Here is a 23,292-nt window from a genome sequence, read left to right as displayed (position 1 = left end):
ATAACCGCCGACACCCAGTTCCAGACCTACATAACGAATATGGTGGGAGTCCCAGGTATACAGGGCTTTTTCCGCATCCCAGCCCTGCAGTCCATGACTTGCTGTATCGGCGGTTTTTTGGACAATGGGGGTGACTGCCGCCTTGTCGGCGGCGCGTGACCAGTAGGCCTTGCCGACGGCTGCCCAACTGGGAAAAGTACTGACTTCAAAAAGCGGACTGAACTGCCTTTCATCCACGGTGCTCGGTCCCGGATAACGCGCGTGGTGTACCGCCATACGGGCACTGATATGAATCAACTGGCCCTGAGTGCGCTGCGAAACAATCCAGTTGCCGGTGTGGGCGGCCCGTAAATGCATGCTGCGTGGTGCGGTGATATCAATACGAAAGTTGCGTGCAGACTGACTGACCGGCATTTCCCAGATTTGCGAAAACTGTCCGGCAAAATAGGGCGTGGTCTGGGTTTTTTCGGTGATGATATGAAGCTGATCGTCTTTGCCCAATTTCGGCAGAACGATGGAAAGCACCTTGGCATGACTATACATGGGGGCTCCGGCAGCCATCGGTTCCGGGCGCACAAAAATGGCACTGGCAGGAACGACATATTTTTGGCCACTGGGCGTGCTGACCCAGGCGCGCAGCACCCGCAGCTTGGCCATATCGGCAGAATACTGGATTTGGTAGGGATTGATCATGGTTTCCAGGGCCGGATTGAGAAGTTCCAGCACCTGATGATCGCGCTCGGTAAACAGTCCGCTGGATTGCACCGAAACATTGACATGGTTTTTGAGAATCCGCAGGGGGGCTCCGCTCTGCTTTTCATTGAGCGGGATAAAAGGCGCGTTGCTGTTGCCAGAAACCGTCGTCCCGGCCTGGGCCAGGCTGCCCAGTAAAGTGCCGCTTAGCAGGCCTGCCCCACCAAGAACCATCAGAGCGCGCTGGACAGATTTCAGAAGAAGCATGGATGAGTTACCTTTATGAGAGATCGGGATTCAACGCAACGGCTTGCGTCCGTTTGCGACGTGGCCAGGAGAGCCCGTCAAACCATAAATAAAAAGCGGGCGTGATATACAGGGTGAGAAACTGGGAAAATATCAGACCGCCAACCACGGCAATACCCAGGGGTACTCGACTTCCGGCACCGGCGCCAAAGCCGATGGCAATGGGCAGCACCCCGAGAATGGCGGCAAAAGTAGTCATCATGATCGGCCGATAACGAATGGTGCAGGCATCAATAATGGCTTCGTAGGCATCTTCGCCCTCACGGCGCCGACTGACGGCAAAGTCAACGAGGATAATCCCGTTCTTCTTGACCAGCCCCAGTAACATGATGATGCCGATGAAACTGTATAAATCCAGCGGCTCATGAAAAATGACCAAAGACAGCAGCGCACCGAAAGCCGCCAGCGGCAAAGCCGTCAAAATCGTCAGGGGATGGAGAAAATGTTCATACAAAATGGCAAGGACCACGTAAATCAGCAACACCGTTGCCAGCAATAAAAAAGGCAAAGATTTGAAGGCAGACTGAAATTGCGCGGCATTACCGCCCAGATGCCCGACAATGCCTGCGGGCAGGACTTGGTGAGCCGTATGCTGCAGGGCGCTGATGGCCGAACCGAGCTGCACCCCGGGAGCCAGATTGAAGGAAATGGTGGTGGAGGGCTGGCCATTGTGCTGCATCAGATTCAGGGGGGCTGCGTCATAATGAAAACTGGCTACGGCAGAAAGGGGAACCAGCGTTGATCCCGCCCCCGGCACGCTCAGGGTGGACAAGGCGTTGATATTTTTCTGATAGCGCGGTTCAAGTTCCATAATTACTTCATATTGATTACTGGCCCCGTAAATGGTTCCCACCTCATGTCCGCCAAAGGCCAGACCCAGGGTGTTTTCGATGGCGGCCGGGGTGACCCCCAAAGCGGTGGCACGAGCCCGATTGATATGAATGGTGACCTGCGGATTATTGTTTTCCAGACTGTTACTGACTGAATTCAGTTGCGGAAGCTTTTGCAGGGCTTCGGTCATTTTCAGCGTGGCCGCATTCAGATCTGTCCAGTTGCTGCCCATGAGTTCATAAATATAGCTGCCATTGCCGCTGGCGGTTCCCGAGTGGGCGCTTTGCGGTCCCTGAAAAACAATCTGGGCATTATGGAAGCGACGGGTGGCGCGCTGCAGATCCACAATGATGTTTTCCGTCTGTGGCGCATATCCACTGCGAATGTGGATGAACATATGGCCGGAGTTGCGGCTGCCAAAACCTCCTGCACCCTGGCCTGCCGAAGACACCACCGATTGAATGCGGGCATTGGATTTCACAATCCGGGCGATTTCTGACTGCTCATGCCTGACTTCAGCAAAAGTCATTCCGGTCGGGTATTCAATGTTGGCATTGATCATGCCCGAATTCTGGCTGGGTAGAAAAGCCTTGGGAACAATCATGACCAGCCAGACGCTACCCGCCAGCGCAAGTCCGGCCAGGGCCAGCATCCAGTATTTATGCTGCAGGGCAACTTTCAGGGTGCGAATATAAAAATCGCGACTGTCCTTGAAAAAGCGCTGAAAAATTCCGTCTTCAGGTAAGTGACCCGTATCATGCAGATCAGTCAGGGCGTGAGCATGATTGGGTTTGAGATAACGGCTGCAGAGCATGGGAGTAACGCTCAGGGCGACCATTCCGGAAATCAGGATGACCACAGCAATACTGACCCCGAAGTCCGAGAATAAATGACCGACAAAGCCCCCCAGGAAAATCAGCGGCAGAAAAATGATGGATAGCGACAAGGTCATGGACAGAACCGTAAAACTGATTTCCCGACTGCCATTGAGGGCGGCAGTCATGCCGGTTTCACCCCGGTCGATATGTCGGTTGATGTTTTCCAGCATCACCACGGCATCATCCACCACAAAACCCACGGAAAGGGTCAGGGCCAGCAAGGTCAGGGTATTGATGCTGAAACCGAGCAGCATCATGACCAGAAAGGTGCCCAGCAGGGAAAGGGGTATGGCGACCGCACCGATGAGGGTGGCCGAGGGGCGGCGCAGAAACAGCCACATGACACCAGCTACCAGAATGCTGGCCAGGATGAGGGTCATCAACACTTCGTGTACTGCCGCGCGAATGTAATCGGCCAGATCGAAAACATTGGTCAGATGCACCCCGCCGGGCATGGCCGCCTGCAGTTGCGGCAACAGGGCGCGGATTTTGTTGGAAATCTCTACGGTATTGCTGCCGGGCTGCCGTGTTACGGCGAGAACAATGCCGGGCGTTTTGTTGATCCAGGTCTCCTGCTGGTTATCTTCGGTACTGTTGACGGCCTTGCCAACCGCACTGAGGGGCACCGCCTGTCCGCCTTCGTAGGCCAGAACCAGATGGTTGTAGGCTTTTGCGGTATGTAACTGACCATGTACCTGGGTGGCGAAAGCCTGATCGCCCCCATCCAGGGTGCCACCGGGCAGATTGACATTGGCATTACCCAGGGCGCTTTGCACGGCCTGCAGACTCAGATCCCGGGCAGAAAGGGCAAAAGGATTCACATAAATGCGCACGGCGTAGGTTTGTGCACCGTAAATTTGTACGTCAGATACCCCGGATATGCCGGATAATGCTGTGCTGACCTTGGTTTGCGCGTACTTGTCCAATTCATAGAGCGGCATGTTGGGCGCGGACATGCCAATATAAAACACGGGCTGGGCCGAAGGATTCATTTGCCGGACCGAAGGTGGCTCGGGCATACCCGGTGGTAGAAAATGCTGGGCCTGGGAAACGGCGTTGGACACCTGCTGGGTGGCCCCCAGCGCGGATTTGCTGAGATCGAACTGCAGGGTGATCTGGGTCACTCCATTTTGACTGACGGCACTCATGGAGTTGAGACCGGGAATGCTGGCAAATTGCCTTTCCAGTGGGGTGGCTACTGCGCTGGACATGGTTTTGGGGCTGGCTCCCGGCAGTTCTGCGGTGACCATCACCATCGGAAAGCTGACGTTAGGCAGCAAAGCCGTGGGTAATTGCAGATAGGCAAACAAACCCAGCAGAGCTACTGCTACGGCGAGTACCGTCGTGGCAACGGGACGGCGAATAAAGGGTGCCGATAAATTCATGACTTGATCACGCGCACTTCAGAACCGGGATGAAGTCGGGTCGGCGCTCCCACAATCACCCTTTCTCCCAATAAATGGCTTCCGGCGATGGCCACCTGCTTACCGTTCTGCCCTAAAAATTGCACGGCCTGCATAATGGCCTTGTCTTTTTTTATGGTATAGACATAAGGGCCGGAGACGCCCTGCTGTAAGGCGGTTGCAGGAATGATCAGGGCATGACGCAGTTCTCGGGCGGTGAAATCTACCTGCACATATTCACCGGGCCAGAGTCGGGCCGGTTGATTACTGAGGGTAGCGCGCGCCGTGACGGTTGCTGAAGCCGTGTTGACGGTATTATCAATCACCGTGACCGTCCCGGTGCCAATCCGGGTCTGATGATTTTCATCCCAGACTTCTACTTTGCCGGAGTGATTGCTGATGGCGGTATGTAAATCGTCGAGATAGGCCTCAGGCAGGCTGAATTGCACGTAAATGGGTTGAATTTGATTGATGGTGACCAGTGCTGTGCTGTTGGCAGTGACCAGATTGCCTGATTTGAGGCTCAGGATGCCTACGCTGCCACTGATAGGTGCGGTAATCCGAGTTTCAGCCAGAGTAATTCGAGCGGCTTGCAGTGCCGCCTGATCAGCGGCCACGGTGGCACCAGCGGTGTTGGCCTGAGCCTGAGCCTGCTGGACCGTCTGACGGGTGACATAATCCTTGCTGAGCAGCGGCGCATAAGCCTTGACCTGGGCATCATCATATTGTTCCTGGGCCATTTCACCCTGCAGATTGGCTTGGTCTTCAGCCACCTGGGCGGCGGGTGTGGCAGGATCAATCTGGAAGAGAAGCTGGCCTTTTTGAACCACTTGCCCCGAGTGAACGGCAACCTTTTGCAAAATGCCGCTCACCTGCGGGGTGATGGTGACACTGTGGGATGCCACGGCTTGCCCCAGGGTATTGACCACAATGGGTAGATTGCCGGTCTGCACCGTCGTGGTTTCGACCGGCAGTGCCGTATTTTTGTGGGAGGGCTTATGCTGGGCGCAGCCCGCCAGGATCAGGGCTGCCGCAACGGGAAGCAACAGGGATCTTACGGACAGAGAGCGCATCATGAGTGGAATCCTGTGGTCGTGTCGGGGAGCCCGATCATCCCCAAGGCATTGGCGAGATTAGCCAGTTGCACATAGGCCGTCGTCATATCCTGAATCCGGGTCTGTTCAGCCGTCGTCAGCGTCGCCTGGGCAGTCAGCAAGTTGAGCATGGTCGAAAGTCCTACCTTGTATTGGGCGCGGATGGCAGCCAGCGAAGCCTGGGCACTTTTGACCGCGATTTGTGCCGCTTTTGCCGCTGATCGCGCACCCATGACGGTCTGGTAATCCTGATACACGGTTAAGGCAATGCTTTGGGTCTCCTGGTTCAATGAGGCCTGAGCACTACGCTCCTGGCGCCGCGCCTCCTGAATTTGGTAACTGTCATGAAAACCCGTAAACAGCGGCACTTTAAGACTGAAACCGATGGCCCAGTTCTGGGAAGGTTCCAGCCCGTTCTGAAAGCGTTTTCCGGCTGAAACCGATGCGCTCAAGGTCGGTAGTCCCTGAGCCTGATCCTCCCGGAGTGTGGCACGGCTGGCCAGAATCTGGGCGGCAGCCGCCATGACATTGGGGTTGTGTTGAGTAGCATGAAGGACCAGGGAGTGCACAGAAGGGGTAATGTCGGGGGGTAGTTGATGGGTGTTCAACGGTACCAGCGGAATGGGATTGCCGGGTGGTAATCCACAACTTTCCGCCAGTGCGGCCTGATCTGAGCGCACGGTAGCCTGAGCCGAAATCCATTGGGACTGCGCCTGTGCAAGAGCCGACTGGGCCTGCAGAATATCGGCAATGGTTGCCATACCCGAATGCTGTTTCAGACGGGCGGCATCCAGATTGGCGCTATCTTCCTTGACCGTTTGCGCATAAGCCCGAACCAGCGCCTGCTCGCCAATGAGCTGGTAGTAATTCTGGGTGACGCTGAGAGCGACTTTCGTCAGCGCGCTATTGTTATCAAAGCCGGAAATGTACAACTGAGCCAGCGCCCCATCTTTCTGCGCGGCGCGTAGCCCAAAATCCAGCAGTACATAACTCAGGCTGAGAGAAGCCGAATTACTGTTGATGATGGGAATGCTAAAACCCGCTGTGGTATTGCTCTGGGAACGCGCTGCAGTGTCACTCAGGGAAATACTCGGCAACCAGGCAGATTCAGCGACACCCAACCCTGCCGCAGAGGCCTGTAAATTCTCATAGGCCACCCGGGTTTGCGGGTTGTGTGCCAGTGCATAATTGGTCAATGCGGCAAGACTTTGGGGTTTTACGAAAGTGCGCGTGCCCGGCAGAGCCGCCTTGGGCAACTGTAGTTGCCGATCTTGCCAGCTTTGTCCCAGTGGTTGCTTTACCCATCCTTGAGTATCAAAAGGGTCGTGAAACAGCATGTCCAGAGGCGCTGCCGAGGCAGTTTGAGCACTCAAAAGCATCCCGAGAGTCATACAATACAGAATGCCCTCGCACCAGCTCCTTAAGCAATCCTTGAAAAATGGTTCGTTCAGGAAGCTACGGATAAGACGCATAGTGCGGGTACCTTGTTCTTGCGGATATTGTCTGATGCGTGAAGCATCTTAAAGACTATAGATGCATCACGCTAGCCATGCGACCGGGAAGTTCTGTTGATTTAAAGTAGAACAGGTTGGGTATTGGCCGGATCACTGAAGCTCTCGTCCCCGTTTTCGATGTGCCCTGCCAGTCGCCACTGGTGTTGAGGGGTGGAGACCATCAGGTCATACCAGTGGTGACTGGGTTGCAGGTTCCAGTGCAGTTCCTGGGTTTGTCCTGCTGCAAGTTGAATTTTCCGAGCTGCCTGGCCATACACCGGGTCCGTTACTTCAATGGGTAAGGTATCAGCACCGGCGTTATACAAGAGCACCTGGATATCCCCAGTCCTGGTTCCCTGGGTATCAATGTGCAAAGTGGAAGGACCGGTACCCGTAATTTTACGGATATAGCTGTCCGGACCATAAACCGTGAGCGCGAGCTTCTGATCCTTGGGCAGTATCATCTCGTCTTCCAGTTTGGCTCCTGCTCCCAGAGTGTAATGATGAGGAAGTTGATGGCTGTGATCCCAGTAGGCGGTGCAGACGACGCCTAGCTCAGAAGGGTTATGCAGGTGCAGACGGACTCCCTGATGCGTTGCTTCCAGCCGCACTGCGGTGGCGTATGCTAGGGGCCGCCGTTTGCGCAGGCCGGTTTCTTGAGGATCTATGGCAACGGCCTGTTCTGTGGGTACTTGCGGAGCGGGCAAAGTGGATTCGTGATGTACCGTCGCGACATAGTTGGCGGTGCTGGGCAGCGATACCTTGCGCTCATCGGGGCGCGAGAAATCGAAAGCAGCCGTCAGATCACCACAAATGGCGCGTCGCCAGGGGGTGATGTTAGGTTCACTGACGCCGAAGCGTTTTTCGATGAAGCGGATGACGGAAGTATGGTCGAAGACTTCCGAACACACATAGCCACCCTTGCTCCAGGGCGAGATAGTAATCATTGGTGCACGGGGTCCGAGACCATAGGGCAGTTGGTCGGCGCTATAAAGCGTAGGCCAGTCCGGGTTAATCCGATTGTGAACTTCGCCTTCGGTGCTTACCGTACTTTTGCCGGGCCGCACCGGAGTGGGAGGTTGAGGTGGCGGCACATGGTCGAAAAATCCATCATTCTCATCATAATCCAGAAGCAGCACAGTCTTGCCCCAGACCTCCGGATTACTGGTCAGGGCATCCAGCACCCGGGCAATGTAAATGGCGCCATAGGCGGGTGGATAAGAGGGATGTTCGGAATAACCGGCCGGCACCACAATCCAGGAAACCTGCGGCAGACGATTACGCAGCACATCCTCACGCAATGCTGCCACTCCGCCCGGTCGCCGTGCGCGTTGGGCCAGCGGTGAACTGTCGGGAATGTCCGTAAACGCCTGGAAATACAGCAGCGCATTTTCCCCGAAATTCCCCGTCATCGGATTATGATCCTCTTCGTGGAGTCCTTCCTGATAGACCCGCCAGGAAATGCCTGCTTTTTGCAGGCGCTCCGCGTACGTCGTCCAGGTAAAGGGCTTGACGCCCTTGGTCCAGAGATGGGTGTCGTCATCAATGTAGGGGCCGCCGTGCTGGCCTTCGGGATCAATGGAGCCGGTAAAAAGCATGCAGCGATTGGGACAGGTAGGCCCGGCAAGAGAAGTAAAATAATGGTCACAAATGGTGAAGGCATCGGCCAGCGCATAATGAAAAGGGATGTCCTGGCGTTGGAAATAACCCATGGTCATGTCGGTCTTGTTGATCGGCCAGGCATTCATCAGGCCCCCCGCAATGGCTCCGTGCTGAGACGCCCAGCTATGGTCCAGGTCCTGAAGGAATTGTGCGGAAGTTTTCCGGGTATTGAAATGAAAAGGCAGAATGGGCCGGGTCGGGTCGTCCATGCGTCCCTGAAACCAGACGGGTTTACCGTCGGGTAACTTCAGCGGAAAGCGGTCATTATAGCCGCGTACTCCACTCAGATGCCCGAAGTAATGATCAAAAGACCGGTTTTCCTGCATGAAGACCACAATATGTTCCACATCTTCCAGGGTCCCGGAACGGCCCAGGGCGGGCAGCATGGCGGCACGGGCTACCGAACTGCCCAGAAAAGCGGTGAGTGTGGCACCAGCCCCCAGGCTTTTTAAAAAATCGCGACGTCTCATGTATTTTTCTCCTCAAGATGTTGAAGGGCAGCGGCCGCTGGCGGGTAGTGCTCCGCCAGGGCGCGTCGGAAATACTGTTCAGCCTGATGAGCGTCTCTTTTGACCCCATAGCCGTGCCAGTAGGCAATGCCGAGATCATAGGCGGCAGCGCCCACGTGCTCGGCATCCAGTTGTTTCAGCAGAGCAAGACTGCGCCCTTCATACCAGGCCGCCTTGGTCGGATTTTTCGGCATGAGTCTGCCCGCTGCATAGGTTTTGCCTAACCAGAAATCGGCATTGGCCACCTGCGGGACCATCAGACCCTGGCGAAACCAGAAAGCCGCCCGTTGGGGATTGCGGGTCACGCCCCAGCCATTGAGATAGGCATTGGCTACTTGACGCTGGGCAAAACGATCTCCCGCCTCAGCGGCCTGCAGATACCAGTGAAAAGCGGTCTGGGAGTTTGCGGAAACGCCCAAACCGGCCTGATACAAATGACCCAGCGTGTCAGCAGCCCAGAAATCGTCCTTGTCCACCGCCGCTTTTTTGAGGAGGGGTACCGCCTGGGTATAAGCAGAATGATTCAGCAGATGGACGATGGGTGCATCCGCCTTGCGGATGGCCCGGGCATGGGACAGATAGGCATCAGCAACGGCGCCCGGATTGGCGGGGTTGCTCATGGCAATGAGTGACGTGTTGTCCTGGGCAAAGGCTTGAGTGAAAGGAATAAGCATCAACATGATGCCGATTGCCGAAAACTTGAAATTTCTGATTGGCATCTCAATCCTCAAAAATGGGTAAATAGTGAATTAAACTGTTCAATTTTCAATTGAAAACATCATATCAGGGTAATGTGACAGTATTGTGAAGGTTTTATGACAAAAATATGATATTTTCTGGTCTGTATTTTGCTTAGGATAGGTATTAATTAAAACTCATGACCAGTGTTTTTTAAGTAACGGTCTATAACGAAAAGCGTAATGCTCACAGAAGTCAGGTAAACTCTGTTTTTTCATCTATTCTTTAAAGCACTGTCATAAAAGTGTCATATTGGCGTGCTATGGTGAACGCTTTATAACTGCTTTGATGGCGAGATGATGAGTAACCTACTCAGTGCAATAGACGACGGACAGAAAGTCACCAGGCGACATCGGCGGATTCTCTGGGCTTCCGGCCTCGGTATTTTTCTGGATGGTTATGATTTGAGTATCATGGCTATTGTATTGATTCTGCTCAAACCGCAGTGGCATCTGGGTCCAACTCTGCTGGGATTGCTGGGTACTGCGGCGCTGGTGGGCGCACTGATTGGTGGACTTTTTGGCGGTATTATTGCGGATCGTTATGGTCGCAAGACGGTTTATTTAATTGATATTGCCGCGTTTTTCTTTGCGGCCTTGCTTTCCGGATTTGCCTGGGACATCACCTCTCTGGTTATTTTGCGCTTCATTCTGGGACTTGGGGTAGGCGCAGATTATCCCTTGAGCTCCACTTACATTGCGGAATTCATGCCCAAAAACAAACGCGGGTCGGCCATGACCTGGATTTTCGGGTTATGGATGGGAGGGGCTTTGGTGTCCAGTCTAGTGGGTCTGGCGTTGCTGCATACGGGCCCGGACGCCTGGCGCTGGATGCTGGCATCCGGTGCGTTGCCGGCGGTATTGGTACTCTGGTTGCGGCGGAGCTTGCCGGAGTCGCCGCGCTGGTATATTTATCGCGGCCGCTTGCAGGAAGCCGCACAGGTTTTACGCTGGCTGGTGCCGGATGTGGATGCCCATGAGCGGGAGCGTCTGGTCCAGGAAACGGCTTCCAGCATGCAGGCCAGCCGTAATGTGTCGTGGACCATGCTGTTCAGTAAACCGTATTTGCGGCGCACTGTTTATGCTTGTGTGCCCTGGTTCATGATGGATGTCATGGGCTATGCCCTGGGTATTTTTCTGCCCTTTATGCTTATGCACATGGGGCTTAAAACGCCGGAACAGGCCATCATTGGAAACAGCTTTTTTACAGCCAGTTTTGTGCTGGGATGGATTCCTCTGGCCCTTATGATTGATCGGATTGGGCGCCGTCGTGCCCAGATTTGGGGTTTTCTGGGGGATGCCATCAGCCTCGGCCTGGTCGGGCTTTTTGCCCTCTCCGGCGAACCACCCTTTATTATTGTCGCGGCAGGATTGATCATCTGGCAAATCGCCAACAGTTTTGGACCGGGCAATACCACCTGGATCATCCCCACTGAATTATATCCAACAGAATTACGGGCTACAGGCCACGGCTTTGCTACCGCCTTCAGTCGTTTTGGTGGAGTAGTCAGTGTGTTTTTCCTGCCTACGCTCCAGGCCGAATTGGGTAATGGCGGATTATTGTTGGTGCTGGCGGGGGCAGGATTGGTCGGGGTGCTCACTACCTGGTGGCTGGGTTCGGAGATGGCAGGTCAGGCTTTGCCGGAAATGCTGGAGCCCGGCAGTCAGCGTGCTGCCTGATGATTTAACGCCAACGGTTCTGAATCCAGAGTCAGGGGATCAGCGAAGTGCCAGCATCAATCACATCACCGGTCGCTGACGCAGTGTCGGACACGGCGGCGCAGCCCGCCAAAGAAATCAGCAGACACAACAAGCACAGTAAGCGTGACCAATAAATCATGACCGTTTTATTCCTGAACATTGATGGCAGTTCCCAGCGCGGCACTGATATGGCAAAAACCATCTTGTTCAAAAAGATCAGGCAACTCCAGCAAAATCTCGCGAACCAGTTCCGGCCCCTTAAAAACCAGACCCGTATAAACTTGCAGTAAACTGGCCCCCGCCCGGATTTTTTCATAGGCGTCTGCAGCACAGGATATACCACCGACCCCGATAATCGGCACCTTGCCCGCGCAGTCTTGATACAGTTGGGCTATGACCGCGTTGGCACGTGACCGGAGGGGCATACCACTCAGCCCTCCCGCCTGCACATATTCGGGATGCCCGGCAGGACGATCAATGGTGGTGTTGGTAGCAATGAAACCATCCACCAGTGGCTGGTCGCCTTTGGCGAGTTGCGCGATGGCGCTAATATCCTCGGGATCCAGATCCGGAGCAATTTTCAGGAGCAAGGGAAGGGCTGGACGCTGATATTCGGCGGCCAGACGTTGATTGGCAGCGGCGACGGCGGCCAGCAACTCCGGAAGAGCATCGGCACCTTGCAACAGGCGCAGCCCCGGCGTATTGGGAGAGCTGACATTCACCGTCAAATAATCTCCATAGGGAAAAAGTACTTCCAGGGCAAAGACATAGTCCTCCGCCGCGTGCTCCAGCGGCGTATCCTTGTTTTTGCCGAGATTGATGCCGATGGGAACGCAATGAGGATGGGGGAGGGCGCGCAGACGTTCAGCTACCGCAGTAGCGCCTTCTCCGGGAAAGCCCATGCGGTTGATGACTGCCTGGGAAGACGGATAACGAAATACCCGGGGGCGGGGGTTGCCGGATTGGGCGCGTGGTGTGACCGTACCAATTTCAATAAATCCAAAACCCAAGGCCGGCAAGGCCGCCGTTGCGCGGGCATCCTTGTCATAACCGGCGGCCAGACCCACGGGATTGCGAAAATTCAGTCCCCACAAGGTTTGCTGCAGAGCGGGATTCTCCACCGCAAAATACTCGGCCATCCGTTCCAGACTGCGGGGCATGCGACCCAGAGTTTCCAGTGCCGCGATGCTGAGTTGATGGGCCTGCTCCGCCTCCAGTCCAAACAGTAATGGCCGCAGCAGCGGATAAATCATACCCAGTCCCTGGGGGTCAGAAAATCTTCTTTCAGGCGGGCCTCGGGGCTGTCTGCCGGTGCCTCCCAATCATAATGCCAGGCGGCGAGGGGCGGCAGGGACATGAGAATGCTCTCGGTGCGCCCGCCGGATTGCAGGCCAAACAATGTGCCCCGGTCGTACACCAGATTGAATTCCACATAGCGACCCCGACGGATCAGCTGAAAATCCCGTTCGCGCTCACCAAAAGGAGTGTTGCGGCGCCGTTCGGCAATGGGCAGATAGCTCTCCAGAAAACTGTTGGCCACCTCTTCCCAGAACGCCTGCAAAGTATCGGCATCCCCGCTGAGATCATCAAAGAAAATGCCACCGACCCCCCGCATTTCCTGGCGATGTTTGATGGTGAAATATTCATCACACCACTCCTTGAAACGGGGATAAAAATCGGGGCCATGCCGGTCGCATGCGGCCTTGAGAGTTTGATGAAAATGCCGGGCGTCTTCCACAAAACCATAACTCGGGGTGAGGTCAGCCCCGCCACCAAACCACCACACGGAACCCGCCGCAAAAAACCGGTAGTTCATATGGACAATGGGTACATAGGGATTGCGGGGGTGCAGAACCAGCGAAACACCCACTGCCGTGAAAGGTTGCCCCGCCAGTTCTGGTCGCTGTGCAGTGGCCGAGGGTGGCAGTTTATCGCCATGCACCCTGGAGAAGTTGACCCCGCCCTTTTCCAGCAGATCACCGCCACTGATGACCCGGGTACGCCCCCCGCCGCCACCGGGCCTTTCCCAGAGATCTTCGCGAAAACGGGCGTGACCATCAGCCTTTTCAAGAGCCGTACAAATGCGGTCCTGAAGCTGGAGGAGAAACTGTTCTACGATTTGAGTGGAAGGCTGCTGCATCCTTTTAACTCCTTAAAGTCTGACCGGTACGGGCATCGACAATTCTGCTTGGACGGCGCTGCCTACCCAGTCGGGCATGCAGTACCGGAAGATGTTTTCCAAAATAGCGGCGGATGGTGCGCAAGTCACGGGCGGGTTGCTGACCAGCGCGATTGGCACTGGTTGAGACAATGGCGCTGCCAAAAGCCCGGGTCAGAGCGCGGACCCCAGAATGATTGCTGACCCGAACGGCCACGCTGGTATGCCGTCCGCGAATCCAGACGGGAACCTGCCGACGGGCGGGCAGCACCAGGGTGGTCCCCGGCCAGTATTGTTCCAGCAGTGCCGGACCTATGCCCTGATCCGACCAGAAGGCGGCGGTTTCGGAGCGGCGTCCGGCAATGAGCAAAACGCCCTTGTGTTGTGGGCGCTTTTTCAAATGCAGAATGCGGCGCAGTGCCTGACGTTGTCGAGGGTCACAACCCAACCCCCAGACCCCTTCCGTGGGGTAGGCAATGACCCCGCCCCGGCGCAGGTGCGCAACCAGCTGGCGTAATTCCTGACGACGCGGAGTATGACCTGGCATACGTCTCAGACCTGCCTAGTCACGGCGTAAGCCCAAATGACCAATATCCTGACGGAACTGCACCCCGGACCAGTGGATTTTAGCTACTACCGCATAAGCGCGATGCTGGGCAATGGCGAGACTATCGCCCAGCGCGGTCACACCCAGCACCCGTCCACCAGCCGTAGCCACATGACCATCTACACTTTTGGTACCCGCATGAAACACCTTGACGGTATCCGTTTCGGCTGTACCCAGTCCGGCAATGGCATCCCCCGTGCGCGGATGCTCAGGATATCCCTCAGCCGCCATCACCACGCACAAGGCGCTGCGCTCGTCCCATTCCAGTTCAGGCGGTAATCGCTCACCCAGGGCAGCCAGCAGCAAGACCGCATAAAGATCCGAGCGCAGGCGCATCATCAGCGGCTGGGTTTCAGGATCGCCCAGGCGGCAATTGAACTCCAGCAACTTCGGCCCATCCCGGCCAATCATCAGGCCAGCATACAAAAAGCCGCAATACGGCGTGCCGTCGGCCATCAGACCCTGCGCTGCAGGGCGCATGATTTCCCGCAGCACCCGCTCACTCATGGCCATGTCCAGCACCGGGGCAGGGGAGTAGGCACCCATCCCACCGGTATTGGGCCCCTGGTCATCATCCAGCAGCCGCTTATGATCCTGGGAACCGGCCAGAGGCAGCACCTGACCATCGACTATAATGGCAATAAAACTGGCTTCCTCACCTTCCAGAAATTCTTCAATGATGATGGGCCCCCACTGCAGAAACTGCCGTGCTGCGGTTTCTGCTTCCTGCACGGTGCTGGCTACAACCACACCTTTGCCTGCAGCCAGGCCATCGGCCTTGACCACCACCGGCAGCGGGTGCCCATGCAGGTATTCCAGAGCATGGGTAGTGTCCGTAAAACTTTCGTAACGGGCGGTCGGCAGCCCGTGACGCATCATGAAAGCCTTGGCATGGGCCTTGCTGCCCTCCAGCATGGCCCCCGCCTGATCCGGACCAAAAACCGGAATTCCGGCGCGGCGAAGAGCATCTCCCACTCCCGCCACCAGTGGTGCTTCCGGTCCAATCACCACCAGTTGAATATCCAGAACATGCGCCTCAGCCACTACCGCCTGAGGATTGTTGGGATTCAGCTTCAGGTTGAACAGCTTCTCTTCACCGGCCGTGCCAGGGTTACCGGGCGCGCAATAGACGGTCTCGACCTGTTCTGATTGGGCCAGCTTCCAGGCGATGGCATGTTCACGACCGCCGCCTCCCAAAACCAAAACCTTCGCACCCATAAATATCCCTCTTAACCGTGGCGGAAGTGACGGACGCCGGTAAACACCATGGCAATTCCATGCTCATTGGCGCTGGCGATGACTTCTTCATCGCGAATGGAGCCGCCGGGCTGAATAATGGCTTTCACTCCGGCAGCGGCCGCCGCATCAACCCCGTCCCGGAACGGGAAAAAGGCATCGGAAGCCAGTGCCGCACCGTGCAAATCAAAGCCCAGATCCAGTGCCTTGGCGGCCCCGCAGCGGGCCGCATCTACCCGACTCATCTGTCCCGCGCCAATACCCACGGTCTGCCCTTCACGACCATAGACAATGGCGTTGGATCGTACATATTTACCAACCCGCCAGACAAAGGCGAGGTCACGCTGCTCCTGCAGGCTGGGCGCCCGCACGCTGACCACCTGCCAGTCGTCTTCCATTTCCATGGCCTGATCAAATTCCTGCACCAGTAGACCGCCACGTACCCGTTTGTATTCCCAGCCTGGACGCTGCCAGGCGTGACCGTCTTCAAAAGCCAGCGCCCGCAGGTTTTTCTTTTTGGCCAGAATCAGGCGGGCATCGGGCAGAATGGCCGGAGCCAGTACCATCTCAACAAACTGACTACTGATCAGTTCAGCAGTTTGGGCATCCAGCGGGGCATTAAAGGCAATGATGCTGCCAAAGGCCGAAACCGGGTCGCCCGCCCAGGCGCGCTGAAAGGCACTGAGCAAATCCTGACCCAAAGCTACCCCACAGGGGTTCCCATGTTTGACCACGCAGCAGGCCGGTTCCGAGAATTCCATGACCAGAGCGACGGCCGCATCCCCATCGCCAATGTTATTGTAGGAAAGCGCCTTGCCCTGCAACTGATGGGCATCTGCCAGCCCCCCGCCACTGCCATCGCGGTAAAAAGCCGCCGCCTGATGGGGGTTTTCGCCATAACGTAATTCCTGCACCTTCTCGAACTGCAGGGAAAGGGTCTGGGGAAACTGACTTTGCTGGCCTTCCACATTGCGGCTTGACAAATAATTGGCAATAGCTCCGTCGTACTGGGCGGTATGAGCAAAAACCTTGGTCGCCAGATGAAAACGGGTAGCCGCCCCCACGCCACCGTGGCTTTGTTCCATTTCCTGCAAGACGCGGGAATAGTCATCAGGATCAACGAGAACTGTCACTCCTTCCCAGTTTTTGGCCCCGGCCCGGAGCATGGTCGGCCCACCAATATCAATATTTTCGATGGCATCTTCCAGCGTGCAGTCGGGGCGCGCCACGGTTTCGGCAAACGGGTATAAATTGACGCAAAGCAAATCAATGGGGAGGATATCCTGCTCCGCTATTTGCCGATCGTGGTCAGCATTACCGCGACGGGCCAGCAGGCCACCATGAATTTTGGGGTGCAGGGTTTTCAGGCGGCCCTCCAGCATTTCCGGAAAGCCGGTGTAATCGCCCACTTCCTGAACGGCAATACCGTCGGCCATCAACACCTTGGCGGTTCCACCCGTAGACAGAATTTCCACCCCAAAGTCGCGCAGTCGCCGTGCAAACTCCACCACCCCGCGCTTATCAGAAACGCTGATGAGCGCCCGTGTTATTTCACCCATAAAGCCATGCCACCTTTGCCAGCCTAAAATTAAAAAAGGTACGATCAGGAGACCTGTCGTACCCAAACCTCCTGATGGAGGGAGCGTTCTTACTCGCATAACGCAAACTGCGTTAACGGAATGAGCCTATTGTAGAAGAGCCGCGCGGGGGATGCAAGCTGTCGGACAGCTGTGACACACCAGCAGCGGAACAGTTTTTGTCGTAGATGCTGAGATTCTCGTCGTAGTCCGTCTTAGGTGGATGCCTGATCTTACTATGTGGCGTTAAACCTGTTCGGACATGAGCACGAGCATGGCTGAATGGTGTCAGGATCTTAGACCAGACACCATTGCTGGTAGCGTCTTATGTTTAGTAGGCCCCGCTTTTCGAAAAAACCACCTTGATGGTGCGCAACAAAATGACGATGTCATACCATAGAGACCAGTTTTTTACATACCAGGCATCCAGATCTGCACGGTCTGCAAAGGTGGTTTCCGAACGTCCACTCACTTGCCAGAGACCCGTTATACCTGGCTTTACCTGGGCGTAGAGATTGATACCGTCACCATATCGGTTGATTTCGCGTGCCAGCAGGGGTCGCGGCCCAACCAGACTCATCTGACCCAGTAACACATTGAATAATTGAGGTAGTTCGTCCAGACTGGTGGCTCTTAGCAGACGCCCGGTTCGAGTCACTCGCGGGTCGTTTCTCAACTTGAAATTTCTGGAGTATTCAGCAGCTATATCTGGATTGGTTTCCAAATATTCACTTAATTTTGCTTCGGCATCATGCACCATGCTCCGGAACTTGAAACAACGAAAAGTTTTTCCGTTATGACCGACCCGCTCTTGTGCAAAAAATATTTTTCCACCATCTTCAGATTTTATTTTCCAGGATAAATAAGCAAGGACAGGGGAGACCGCAATGATGATCAAAGACGCGGCAAGCAGGTCAAATATACGTTTCAGAATACGTGGACCGGGTCGGGCGAGGTTGTCGCGTACCCGCAGCATAAAAACTTCCTGACTGAAAAAATGCATGACTTCCAGACCGAAAAGCGGTAAACCCCGCAAAGGCGGTGCAATGGTCAAACGGGGATAACCAAAACCCAAGGTGCGCACCAAGTGTTCTTGTGCCTCCCATTGCTCCATGTCCAAAGCTAACACAACATGCGGATTGCCTAAATCCGCAAGCTGACCGATCGGGTCATGACTCAGAGGCTCCATCCCAACCGGTGGATAATTCTGTCTTTCAGCTGACAAGCAGGCATTTTCAGGAATCAGGATTTTTTTGATGGAGTAGCCCAGTAAGGGTTCGCTGGTCAGGGCGCGAATGGCTTCGAGAGCATTTTTTCCGCAACCAATAATGACAACGGGCTTCGCCCAGGCCCCAAGACGAGCCAGCATCCAGCGCGTGGAATGTCGGGCGACGGGTAAAAACAAAAATACAAGGCCCCATGTGGAAAATAACCACAGTCTTGAAAGAGGCCATTTTCCAATGAACGCGATAGCTGAATTCAGGGCAATAAAAAGAATGAGAACAGCTAACACATCTCCTGCTTCATCCCAAAAAGCTTTTCTTTGGCTATAGTGCCCCTTGATGGCAAAGCTGATAATGACGGAGACGGTTAATATCAAAAAAAGCAATGTGTTAATTTGAGCCAGGCTCCCCCACCAATGCTGAAGAACCCACAACGGATTAATATCATAGTAGAGTGCGTGAGAAAGCCGGGCAAAGTAAAAAGCGGCAAGAAAGGCTAAAATATCTCCCAGCGCCATAATAAAAGGCGTCCAGCTAGACCATTGGAAGGTAGAGTGTGTGCGCATACTGATTCTTATGGTGGCCATTGTTCATTCTCCGAGCTTCGGCATGGACAATTCCCGATAGGCAAGCCGCAGAGAAAACCTGAGAACCAGCATATCCTGTGACGACTATCGAGAGCAATGATGATATCTTCTGCGGAAACTAGACAGATTCTCCACAAAGGGTCGTTTTTTGCTGGTTAAAACAAACGGTGATGATGTCATCCAGACGTTTGTGCATATTGTCAAGGGAAAACCGGTTGAGAGCTGTTTCCCTGCCACGTTGCGCCATCAGCAAAGCCTGTTCTGGTTCATTAATGATCTCAGAAAGAACAGATTGCAGAGCCTGAGAATCGCCCGGGGTATAGAGCATTCCCGTGACGCCATTTTCTATGATTTCATTGGGCCCCCCGGATTTGCTGGCAACTACCGGCCTTCCGGAAAGCATACCTTCAACGATTACGCGACCAAAAGGCTCAGGTGCAATAGACGTGTGTGCGATTATATCGCAAGTCTTCATAAGTTCAGGGATATCACTCCGAAAGCCGAGCAGCTTTACTCTGTTTTCCAGGCCAAGAGTTTTGATTTCCTGTTCCAGATGTTGAGCGTAAGCATCCTCTCCGAACATGGAGCTGCCAACAATCAAGCCTTGTACTGCCGGCATCATAGCAAGCGTCCTCAAGAATACATCCTGCCCTTTCCAGGGGGATAGTCTGCCAAAAACACCAACCAGAGGCCGACTATCAAAGCCTAAGGCCTCACGCTGGTTTTCCTGAGAATTAGGAGTTTCGACAAATGGTTTCGTATTAAAAGCATTATAAATTAAATGAGTATTATCGTTACGACCAGTCAAAATCTGGAGAGCTTCTTTTGTTGACTTCGAGTTGACCAAAATTTGCGTAGACTTCCTTGCAGTATATCGAGCGGCCAGCAATTGAGCCTTGCCAAAATGCTCGGAATTCAAAATATCATGCAAGTACCAGACGACAGGTTTAGACGCCAATTGTCCAGCAAGAACAGAGATAAGACCAGCCTTTTGTGAGTTAGCAAAGATAAAATCGAAATTTTTTGCTTCCTGAGCTACGCTTCTGGCTAGACGAACCAATGAAGTGATGCTTGCCATGGGAATACGAGAACCCCTACGAATATTATTAAGGGCGCCATTTGGAATAATTGTTTCAACTTTAACCTGACGTTTTACGAGTTCAGCGCGGAGTGGGCCATTTTCAAATAAAATAACTTTGCTGCCGTCTTTATATGGTGTAACAATATCTAAAAGCGCTAATTCACCACCACTGAGTTTTGCTGTTTGATCAACGAATAAAATATTCATGATATTGCCTCCCGATAAATTGCAGAAATCTTCGGAGTAACTGCTTTCCAATCGTAACGATTTGCATAGACTTGGCAAGACTCAGGCGAAGGCATTTTTGTTGTCCCGGATAAAATGCTAATAATTGATTCAGATATTGCTTTGCTCCCGATATCTCTGGTTATCCATTCAGGATTGAAAGGCTTTATGATTTCTGGCAACCCCCCTACTGGGGTAACCAGTACAGGTGTTCCAGTTGCCATGGATTCTGCCGTTATGAGACCAAATCCCTCTAAAGAAGTGCTGGGAACAACAGTGAAGTCTGCAGCACGATAAGCCATTGAAAGATTATCATCTGGTACGAAGCCGAGAAAGCGAATATTGTTTTTCAAGCCCATCTCATCAGCACTTTTAGCAAGCTCATTGGCCATATTGCCTTTGCCTGCAAGCATCAGGACTACATCAGGAAACTTTTTACGGACGTTTTTTAATGCTATTAAAAGATTTTCCAGCCCCATCCGTCTGGAAAGACGACGGACAACGAAGAGGATAGGTCTATCAGTGGGCCATCCTAGTTTTTGCCGAGCTTCTACCTTACCAAGGGTTATATTGAATTTTTCAGTGTCAATAGCACCGGGTACGACATAAATTTTATCCACAGGAATTCGATAATCTTTTATCAAAATCTCCTTGAATGCTTCTGAAAGAACAATTAATCGGTTTGCTTTGCGGTAAACTGTTTTTTCAATATAATATTTTATGGCAGATCTGTTGTTTCCATTTTCCACTGCTGTTTCTTGAGCCCATGGCCCATGGAAGTGGACCACCAGAGCCTGTCGGGAAAGTAAATCAGCGGCAGGAAAACCATATAAGGCAAAATGGACACAAACAAGATCTGGATTAAACTCATTGATTAATTTTTTTGTTGCAATGCGAGCATTGTACAATCTTTGCAAAAGTGGTAAATTTTTTTGTGAAAAAGCGCTGACCTGATTGTTGGTGTTTTTTTCTACTGCATTTGTTCCAATTACGAGACCACGACTTTGAATGTTTTGGTTTATTAGATGCTGGATCAAATCAAAATAATATCTTTCGAGTCCCCCAGAATGTTCAGGGAACCATGATGAACCCAGTTGTAGTGTTCGTATATTATAGGTCATTATTTTTCCAGATTAAAAATTATCCCAGTGTTTCTGGTACCAATGTATGGTTTTCTCCAGACCCTCTGTAAGCGCTGTTTTGGGATACCAGTCAAGTTTCTGTCGCGATTTGCTGATGTCGAGATACTTAATGGATGGAACAGACTTGATAGGACCGGAAAATATAGGTGTTCTTTTTTTTCCGTCGTAAGCCTGAGAGGCCTTGTTAGTGAGTTCCTTCAGAGCAGTGGGTACACCTGTCCCGAAATTAAACGCTTCGCCAGCAATTGTTTCCAGATTTTCGGCAACACTAGTGTAGGCGTGCGCCATGTCACCGATGTAAAGACAGTCAATTCGCGAACTACCATCGTCCCGTGAACCAAAGTCATAGGGTGCATCGGTAATCAAGTTTTTAATCGCGCGGGGGATGATTCGGCTGAAATTACTATCGCCTGGGCCATATGTATTCATAAAACGGCACGCAGCAGTTTTCATACCATATACATGTGCGTACGTTCTAACCGCCACATCACCTGCTACCTTTGAAGGCGCATAAATGTTGGTGGCTGGTAGCGGTGGGTGATTTTCCAGAATGGCATTATCGGTTGATGTGGCTCCGTAATAGGCCCCACTTGATGCAAAAACAAGTCGTTCAGTGCAGCTTACTGTTCTTACCGCTTCCAGGATTGTATATGTGCCTTGAGCGTTGATGCTGAAGGTCTCCTGTGGAAGGATGTTGCTGATAGGAACGATAGGCTGCGCTGCAAGATGAAAAACCGTGTTTATCTCAAAGCGTTCCAAGGTTAAGCGAAGCAAATCCATGTCTCTGATGTCGCCTTGAATATAATTGACCTTCGATATCATGCCAGTGAGAACAAGATATGAGTTACTGGGTAACCAGCGGTCAAGCACATACACTAGGGCTCCTAAATTCAGGAGGTGCTCACAAAGATGGGAACCGCCAAACCCGGCCCCCCCAGTGACGAGGCAGGGGCGCCCACTCCAGAATGGATTCATTTCAGCAACCTTCATTCTTGGTTTTAAGATAATTGCGGTAAAAGCGAATGGTCTCGCGCAATGAACTCAGAAAATCAGTTTGTGACCTGAAACCTGTAGCATCTTCAATTTTGCTTCCATTAAGATGTTGCTTGGTAATGGCATGTACCGTAGCACCAGTGCTGCGTACGTGTATGGATATACCATTATTCAAGATTGTTTCAGCCCGATCACTGTCGAATTCTTTTTCCACTTGCACGGCCTGCTCGACGATGGTTTTCAGCATTTGTGGGGTAGGCAGATAGGTTCCAGCAGAAAGATTGTAGACTTCGCCACGACATTTTTTACCATGCGCCAGTAACAGGATGGCAGTCACCAGATCGTCTACATACAAATAGTCGCGATGGTGTTCAATGGCATCGAAATAAAGTTCCGGAGCTGTCGGCTCGGAATTTCCAAATATATTGGCCATGGCCTTGGGTAGAAGTCGGTAACCCATGTTGAAATCATAGGGACCATATATATTACACATGCGTAGAGTGACTGTCGGCAAGCCAAAGGCTTCGTGATAAGTCCTCGAAAATACATCTGCGGCAAGTTTTGCTGAATCATACACGCCGATGCCTCGGAGCGGAGTTAAATGTTCAGTGTAGGAATCGCCCTCCATCTCTCCATAAACTTTATCTGTAGAGGAGAGGAAAATCATGTTTGGCTTATGATTAGCTGTCCGGCAGGCTTCGAGTACATTTACCCAGCCCATAGTATTAGCCATGATGGTGTCGTAAGGCGCGCTTACTGCTTTTTCAATCACTGAAGCGTACGCGGCAAAATGAAAAATGAAGTGGAAACGGCCTTCATGAATGATTTCCTTCATGGCGTTAACATCAACTACATCTGCTTTCTGGACGAGTACTTTGGAACGAAGATCCATAGAAGCGCAGTTCATGATTGAATCTCTTTGGGGATCTGTATTGATATCGACCACTGTCACGTTGGCACCCAGATCCACAAGACGTTTTGTTACATGACCACCAACGAAGCCGAAGGGCTCTTCGTCAGATTGAGTGGGTAGGGGGTAGAATGCTGTGGAGCGGTCGTGCCCTGAATTGGAGTTAGCTGATGGTCCCTGAAGAGCTGTTTTCTCTCGCGTTAGGATTGGTTCCGCCGTGGTTGGTGGATCATGTGACTTTCACGG

The 23,292-nt window shown here is 53.2% G+C and carries 18 protein-coding genes; 1 reads left to right on the top strand and 17 read right to left on the bottom strand.

Going from position 1 to position 23,292, the window contains the following annotated elements; translation table 11 throughout:
• The 6 genes from BLW97_RS10715 to BLW97_RS10690 form a co-directional block, all read right to left on the bottom strand.
• Positions 1 to 960, bottom strand: a 960-nt coding sequence (locus tag BLW97_RS10715) for a DUF3857 domain-containing protein (RefSeq protein ID WP_143214917.1), incomplete at its 3' end; no start/stop codon positions are given.
• Between the two features lie 13 nt (positions 961 to 973).
• Positions 974 to 4,093, bottom strand: a complete 3,120-nt coding sequence (locus BLW97_RS10710) for an efflux RND transporter permease subunit (RefSeq protein ID WP_075323152.1) — start codon at positions 4,091 to 4,093, stop codon at positions 974 to 976.
• Positions 4,090 to 5,187, bottom strand: coding sequence for an efflux RND transporter periplasmic adaptor subunit (locus tag BLW97_RS10705; RefSeq protein ID WP_031569395.1), 1,098 nt, complete (start codon positions 5,185 to 5,187; stop codon positions 4,090 to 4,092). The genes BLW97_RS10710 and BLW97_RS10705 overlap by 4 nt, the downstream gene beginning before the upstream one ends.
• Entirely contained in the window at positions 5,184 to 6,584 is a 1,401-nt protein-coding gene (locus tag BLW97_RS10700; protein WP_242947833.1) for a TolC family protein, read from the bottom strand. Before BLW97_RS10700 ends, BLW97_RS10705 begins: the two co-directional genes overlap by 4 nt.
• Before the next feature lie 194 nt (positions 6,585 to 6,778).
• A complete protein-coding gene (locus tag BLW97_RS10695) occupies positions 6,779 to 8,830 on the bottom strand; it encodes a phosphocholine-specific phospholipase C (RefSeq protein WP_075323150.1) in 2,052 nt (683 codons plus the stop codon).
• Positions 8,827 to 9,588: a tetratricopeptide repeat protein gene (locus BLW97_RS10690; RefSeq protein ID WP_075323149.1), complete on the bottom strand. Its 762-nt coding sequence runs from the start codon at positions 9,586 to 9,588 to the stop codon at positions 8,827 to 8,829. The genes BLW97_RS10695 and BLW97_RS10690 overlap by 4 nt, the downstream gene beginning before the upstream one ends.
• 315 nt (positions 9,589 to 9,903) lie before the next feature.
• Between BLW97_RS10690 and BLW97_RS10685 the strand changes: the two genes are divergently transcribed.
• Complete coding sequence (locus tag BLW97_RS10685) at positions 9,904 to 11,286, top strand: MFS transporter (protein WP_242947795.1); 1,383 nt, start codon at positions 9,904 to 9,906, stop codon at positions 11,284 to 11,286.
• A gap of 31 nt (positions 11,287 to 11,317) precedes the next feature.
• On the opposite strand, the gene BLW97_RS20210 is transcribed toward BLW97_RS10685, so the two are convergent.
• From BLW97_RS20210 to BLW97_RS10635, 11 genes are all read right to left on the bottom strand, one after another.
• Positions 11,318 to 11,446: a hypothetical protein gene (locus BLW97_RS20210; protein WP_264318854.1), complete on the bottom strand. Its 129-nt coding sequence runs from the start codon at positions 11,444 to 11,446 to the stop codon at positions 11,318 to 11,320.
• A 7-nt stretch (positions 11,447 to 11,453) separates the two neighbouring features.
• On the bottom strand, positions 11,454 to 12,560 hold the full coding sequence (locus BLW97_RS10680) for a quinone-dependent dihydroorotate dehydrogenase (protein WP_075323147.1): 1,107 nt from the start codon (positions 12,558 to 12,560) through the stop codon (positions 11,454 to 11,456).
• On the bottom strand, positions 12,557 to 13,447 hold the full coding sequence (gene hemF / locus BLW97_RS10675; RefSeq protein ID WP_075323146.1) for an oxygen-dependent coproporphyrinogen oxidase: 891 nt from the start codon (positions 13,445 to 13,447) through the stop codon (positions 12,557 to 12,559). The genes BLW97_RS10680 and hemF overlap by 4 nt, the downstream gene beginning before the upstream one ends.
• A 4-nt stretch (positions 13,448 to 13,451) precedes the next feature.
• Entirely contained in the window at positions 13,452 to 14,012 is a 561-nt protein-coding gene (gene tsaC, locus BLW97_RS10670; RefSeq protein ID WP_075323145.1) for an L-threonylcarbamoyladenylate synthase type 1 TsaC, read from the bottom strand.
• A gap of 15 nt (positions 14,013 to 14,027) precedes the next feature.
• Positions 14,028 to 15,290: a phosphoribosylamine--glycine ligase gene (gene purD, locus BLW97_RS10665; RefSeq protein WP_075323144.1), complete on the bottom strand. Its 1,263-nt coding sequence runs from the start codon at positions 15,288 to 15,290 to the stop codon at positions 14,028 to 14,030.
• A gap of 11 nt (positions 15,291 to 15,301) precedes the next feature.
• On the bottom strand, positions 15,302 to 16,867 hold the full coding sequence (gene purH / locus BLW97_RS10660; RefSeq protein ID WP_075323143.1) for a bifunctional phosphoribosylaminoimidazolecarboxamide formyltransferase/IMP cyclohydrolase: 1,566 nt from the start codon (positions 16,865 to 16,867) through the stop codon (positions 15,302 to 15,304).
• A 349-nt stretch (positions 16,868 to 17,216) separates the two neighbouring features.
• A complete protein-coding gene (gene wbaP, locus BLW97_RS10655; RefSeq protein ID WP_242947794.1) occupies positions 17,217 to 18,695 on the bottom strand; it encodes an undecaprenyl-phosphate galactose phosphotransferase WbaP in 1,479 nt (492 codons plus the stop codon).
• A 118-nt stretch (positions 18,696 to 18,813) separates the two neighbouring features.
• A complete protein-coding gene (locus BLW97_RS10650; protein ID WP_075323142.1) occupies positions 18,814 to 19,983 on the bottom strand; it encodes a glycosyltransferase family 4 protein in 1,170 nt (389 codons plus the stop codon).
• Complete coding sequence (locus tag BLW97_RS10645) at positions 19,980 to 21,122, bottom strand: glycosyltransferase family 4 protein (protein ID WP_077218374.1); 1,143 nt, start codon at positions 21,120 to 21,122, stop codon at positions 19,980 to 19,982. Before BLW97_RS10645 ends, BLW97_RS10650 begins: the two co-directional genes overlap by 4 nt.
• A 12-nt stretch (positions 21,123 to 21,134) precedes the next feature.
• The gene (locus BLW97_RS10640; RefSeq protein ID WP_075323140.1) at positions 21,135 to 22,118 is read right to left on the bottom strand and encodes an NAD-dependent epimerase/dehydratase family protein; all 984 of its coding nucleotides are present in this window, start codon (positions 22,116 to 22,118) and stop codon (positions 21,135 to 21,137) included.
• 1 nt (position 22,119) lies between these two features.
• Positions 22,120 to 23,253: an NAD-dependent epimerase/dehydratase family protein gene (locus BLW97_RS10635; RefSeq protein ID WP_077218370.1), complete on the bottom strand. Its 1,134-nt coding sequence runs from the start codon at positions 23,251 to 23,253 to the stop codon at positions 22,120 to 22,122.
• Positions 23,254 to 23,292: the final 39 nt, after the last annotated feature.

This window comes from Acidithiobacillus albertensis (assembly GCF_001931655.1).
Taxonomy (GTDB): Bacteria; Pseudomonadota; Gammaproteobacteria; order Acidithiobacillales; family Acidithiobacillaceae; genus Acidithiobacillus; species Acidithiobacillus thiooxidans.
This window is presented reverse-complemented; position numbering and strand designations above follow the sequence as displayed.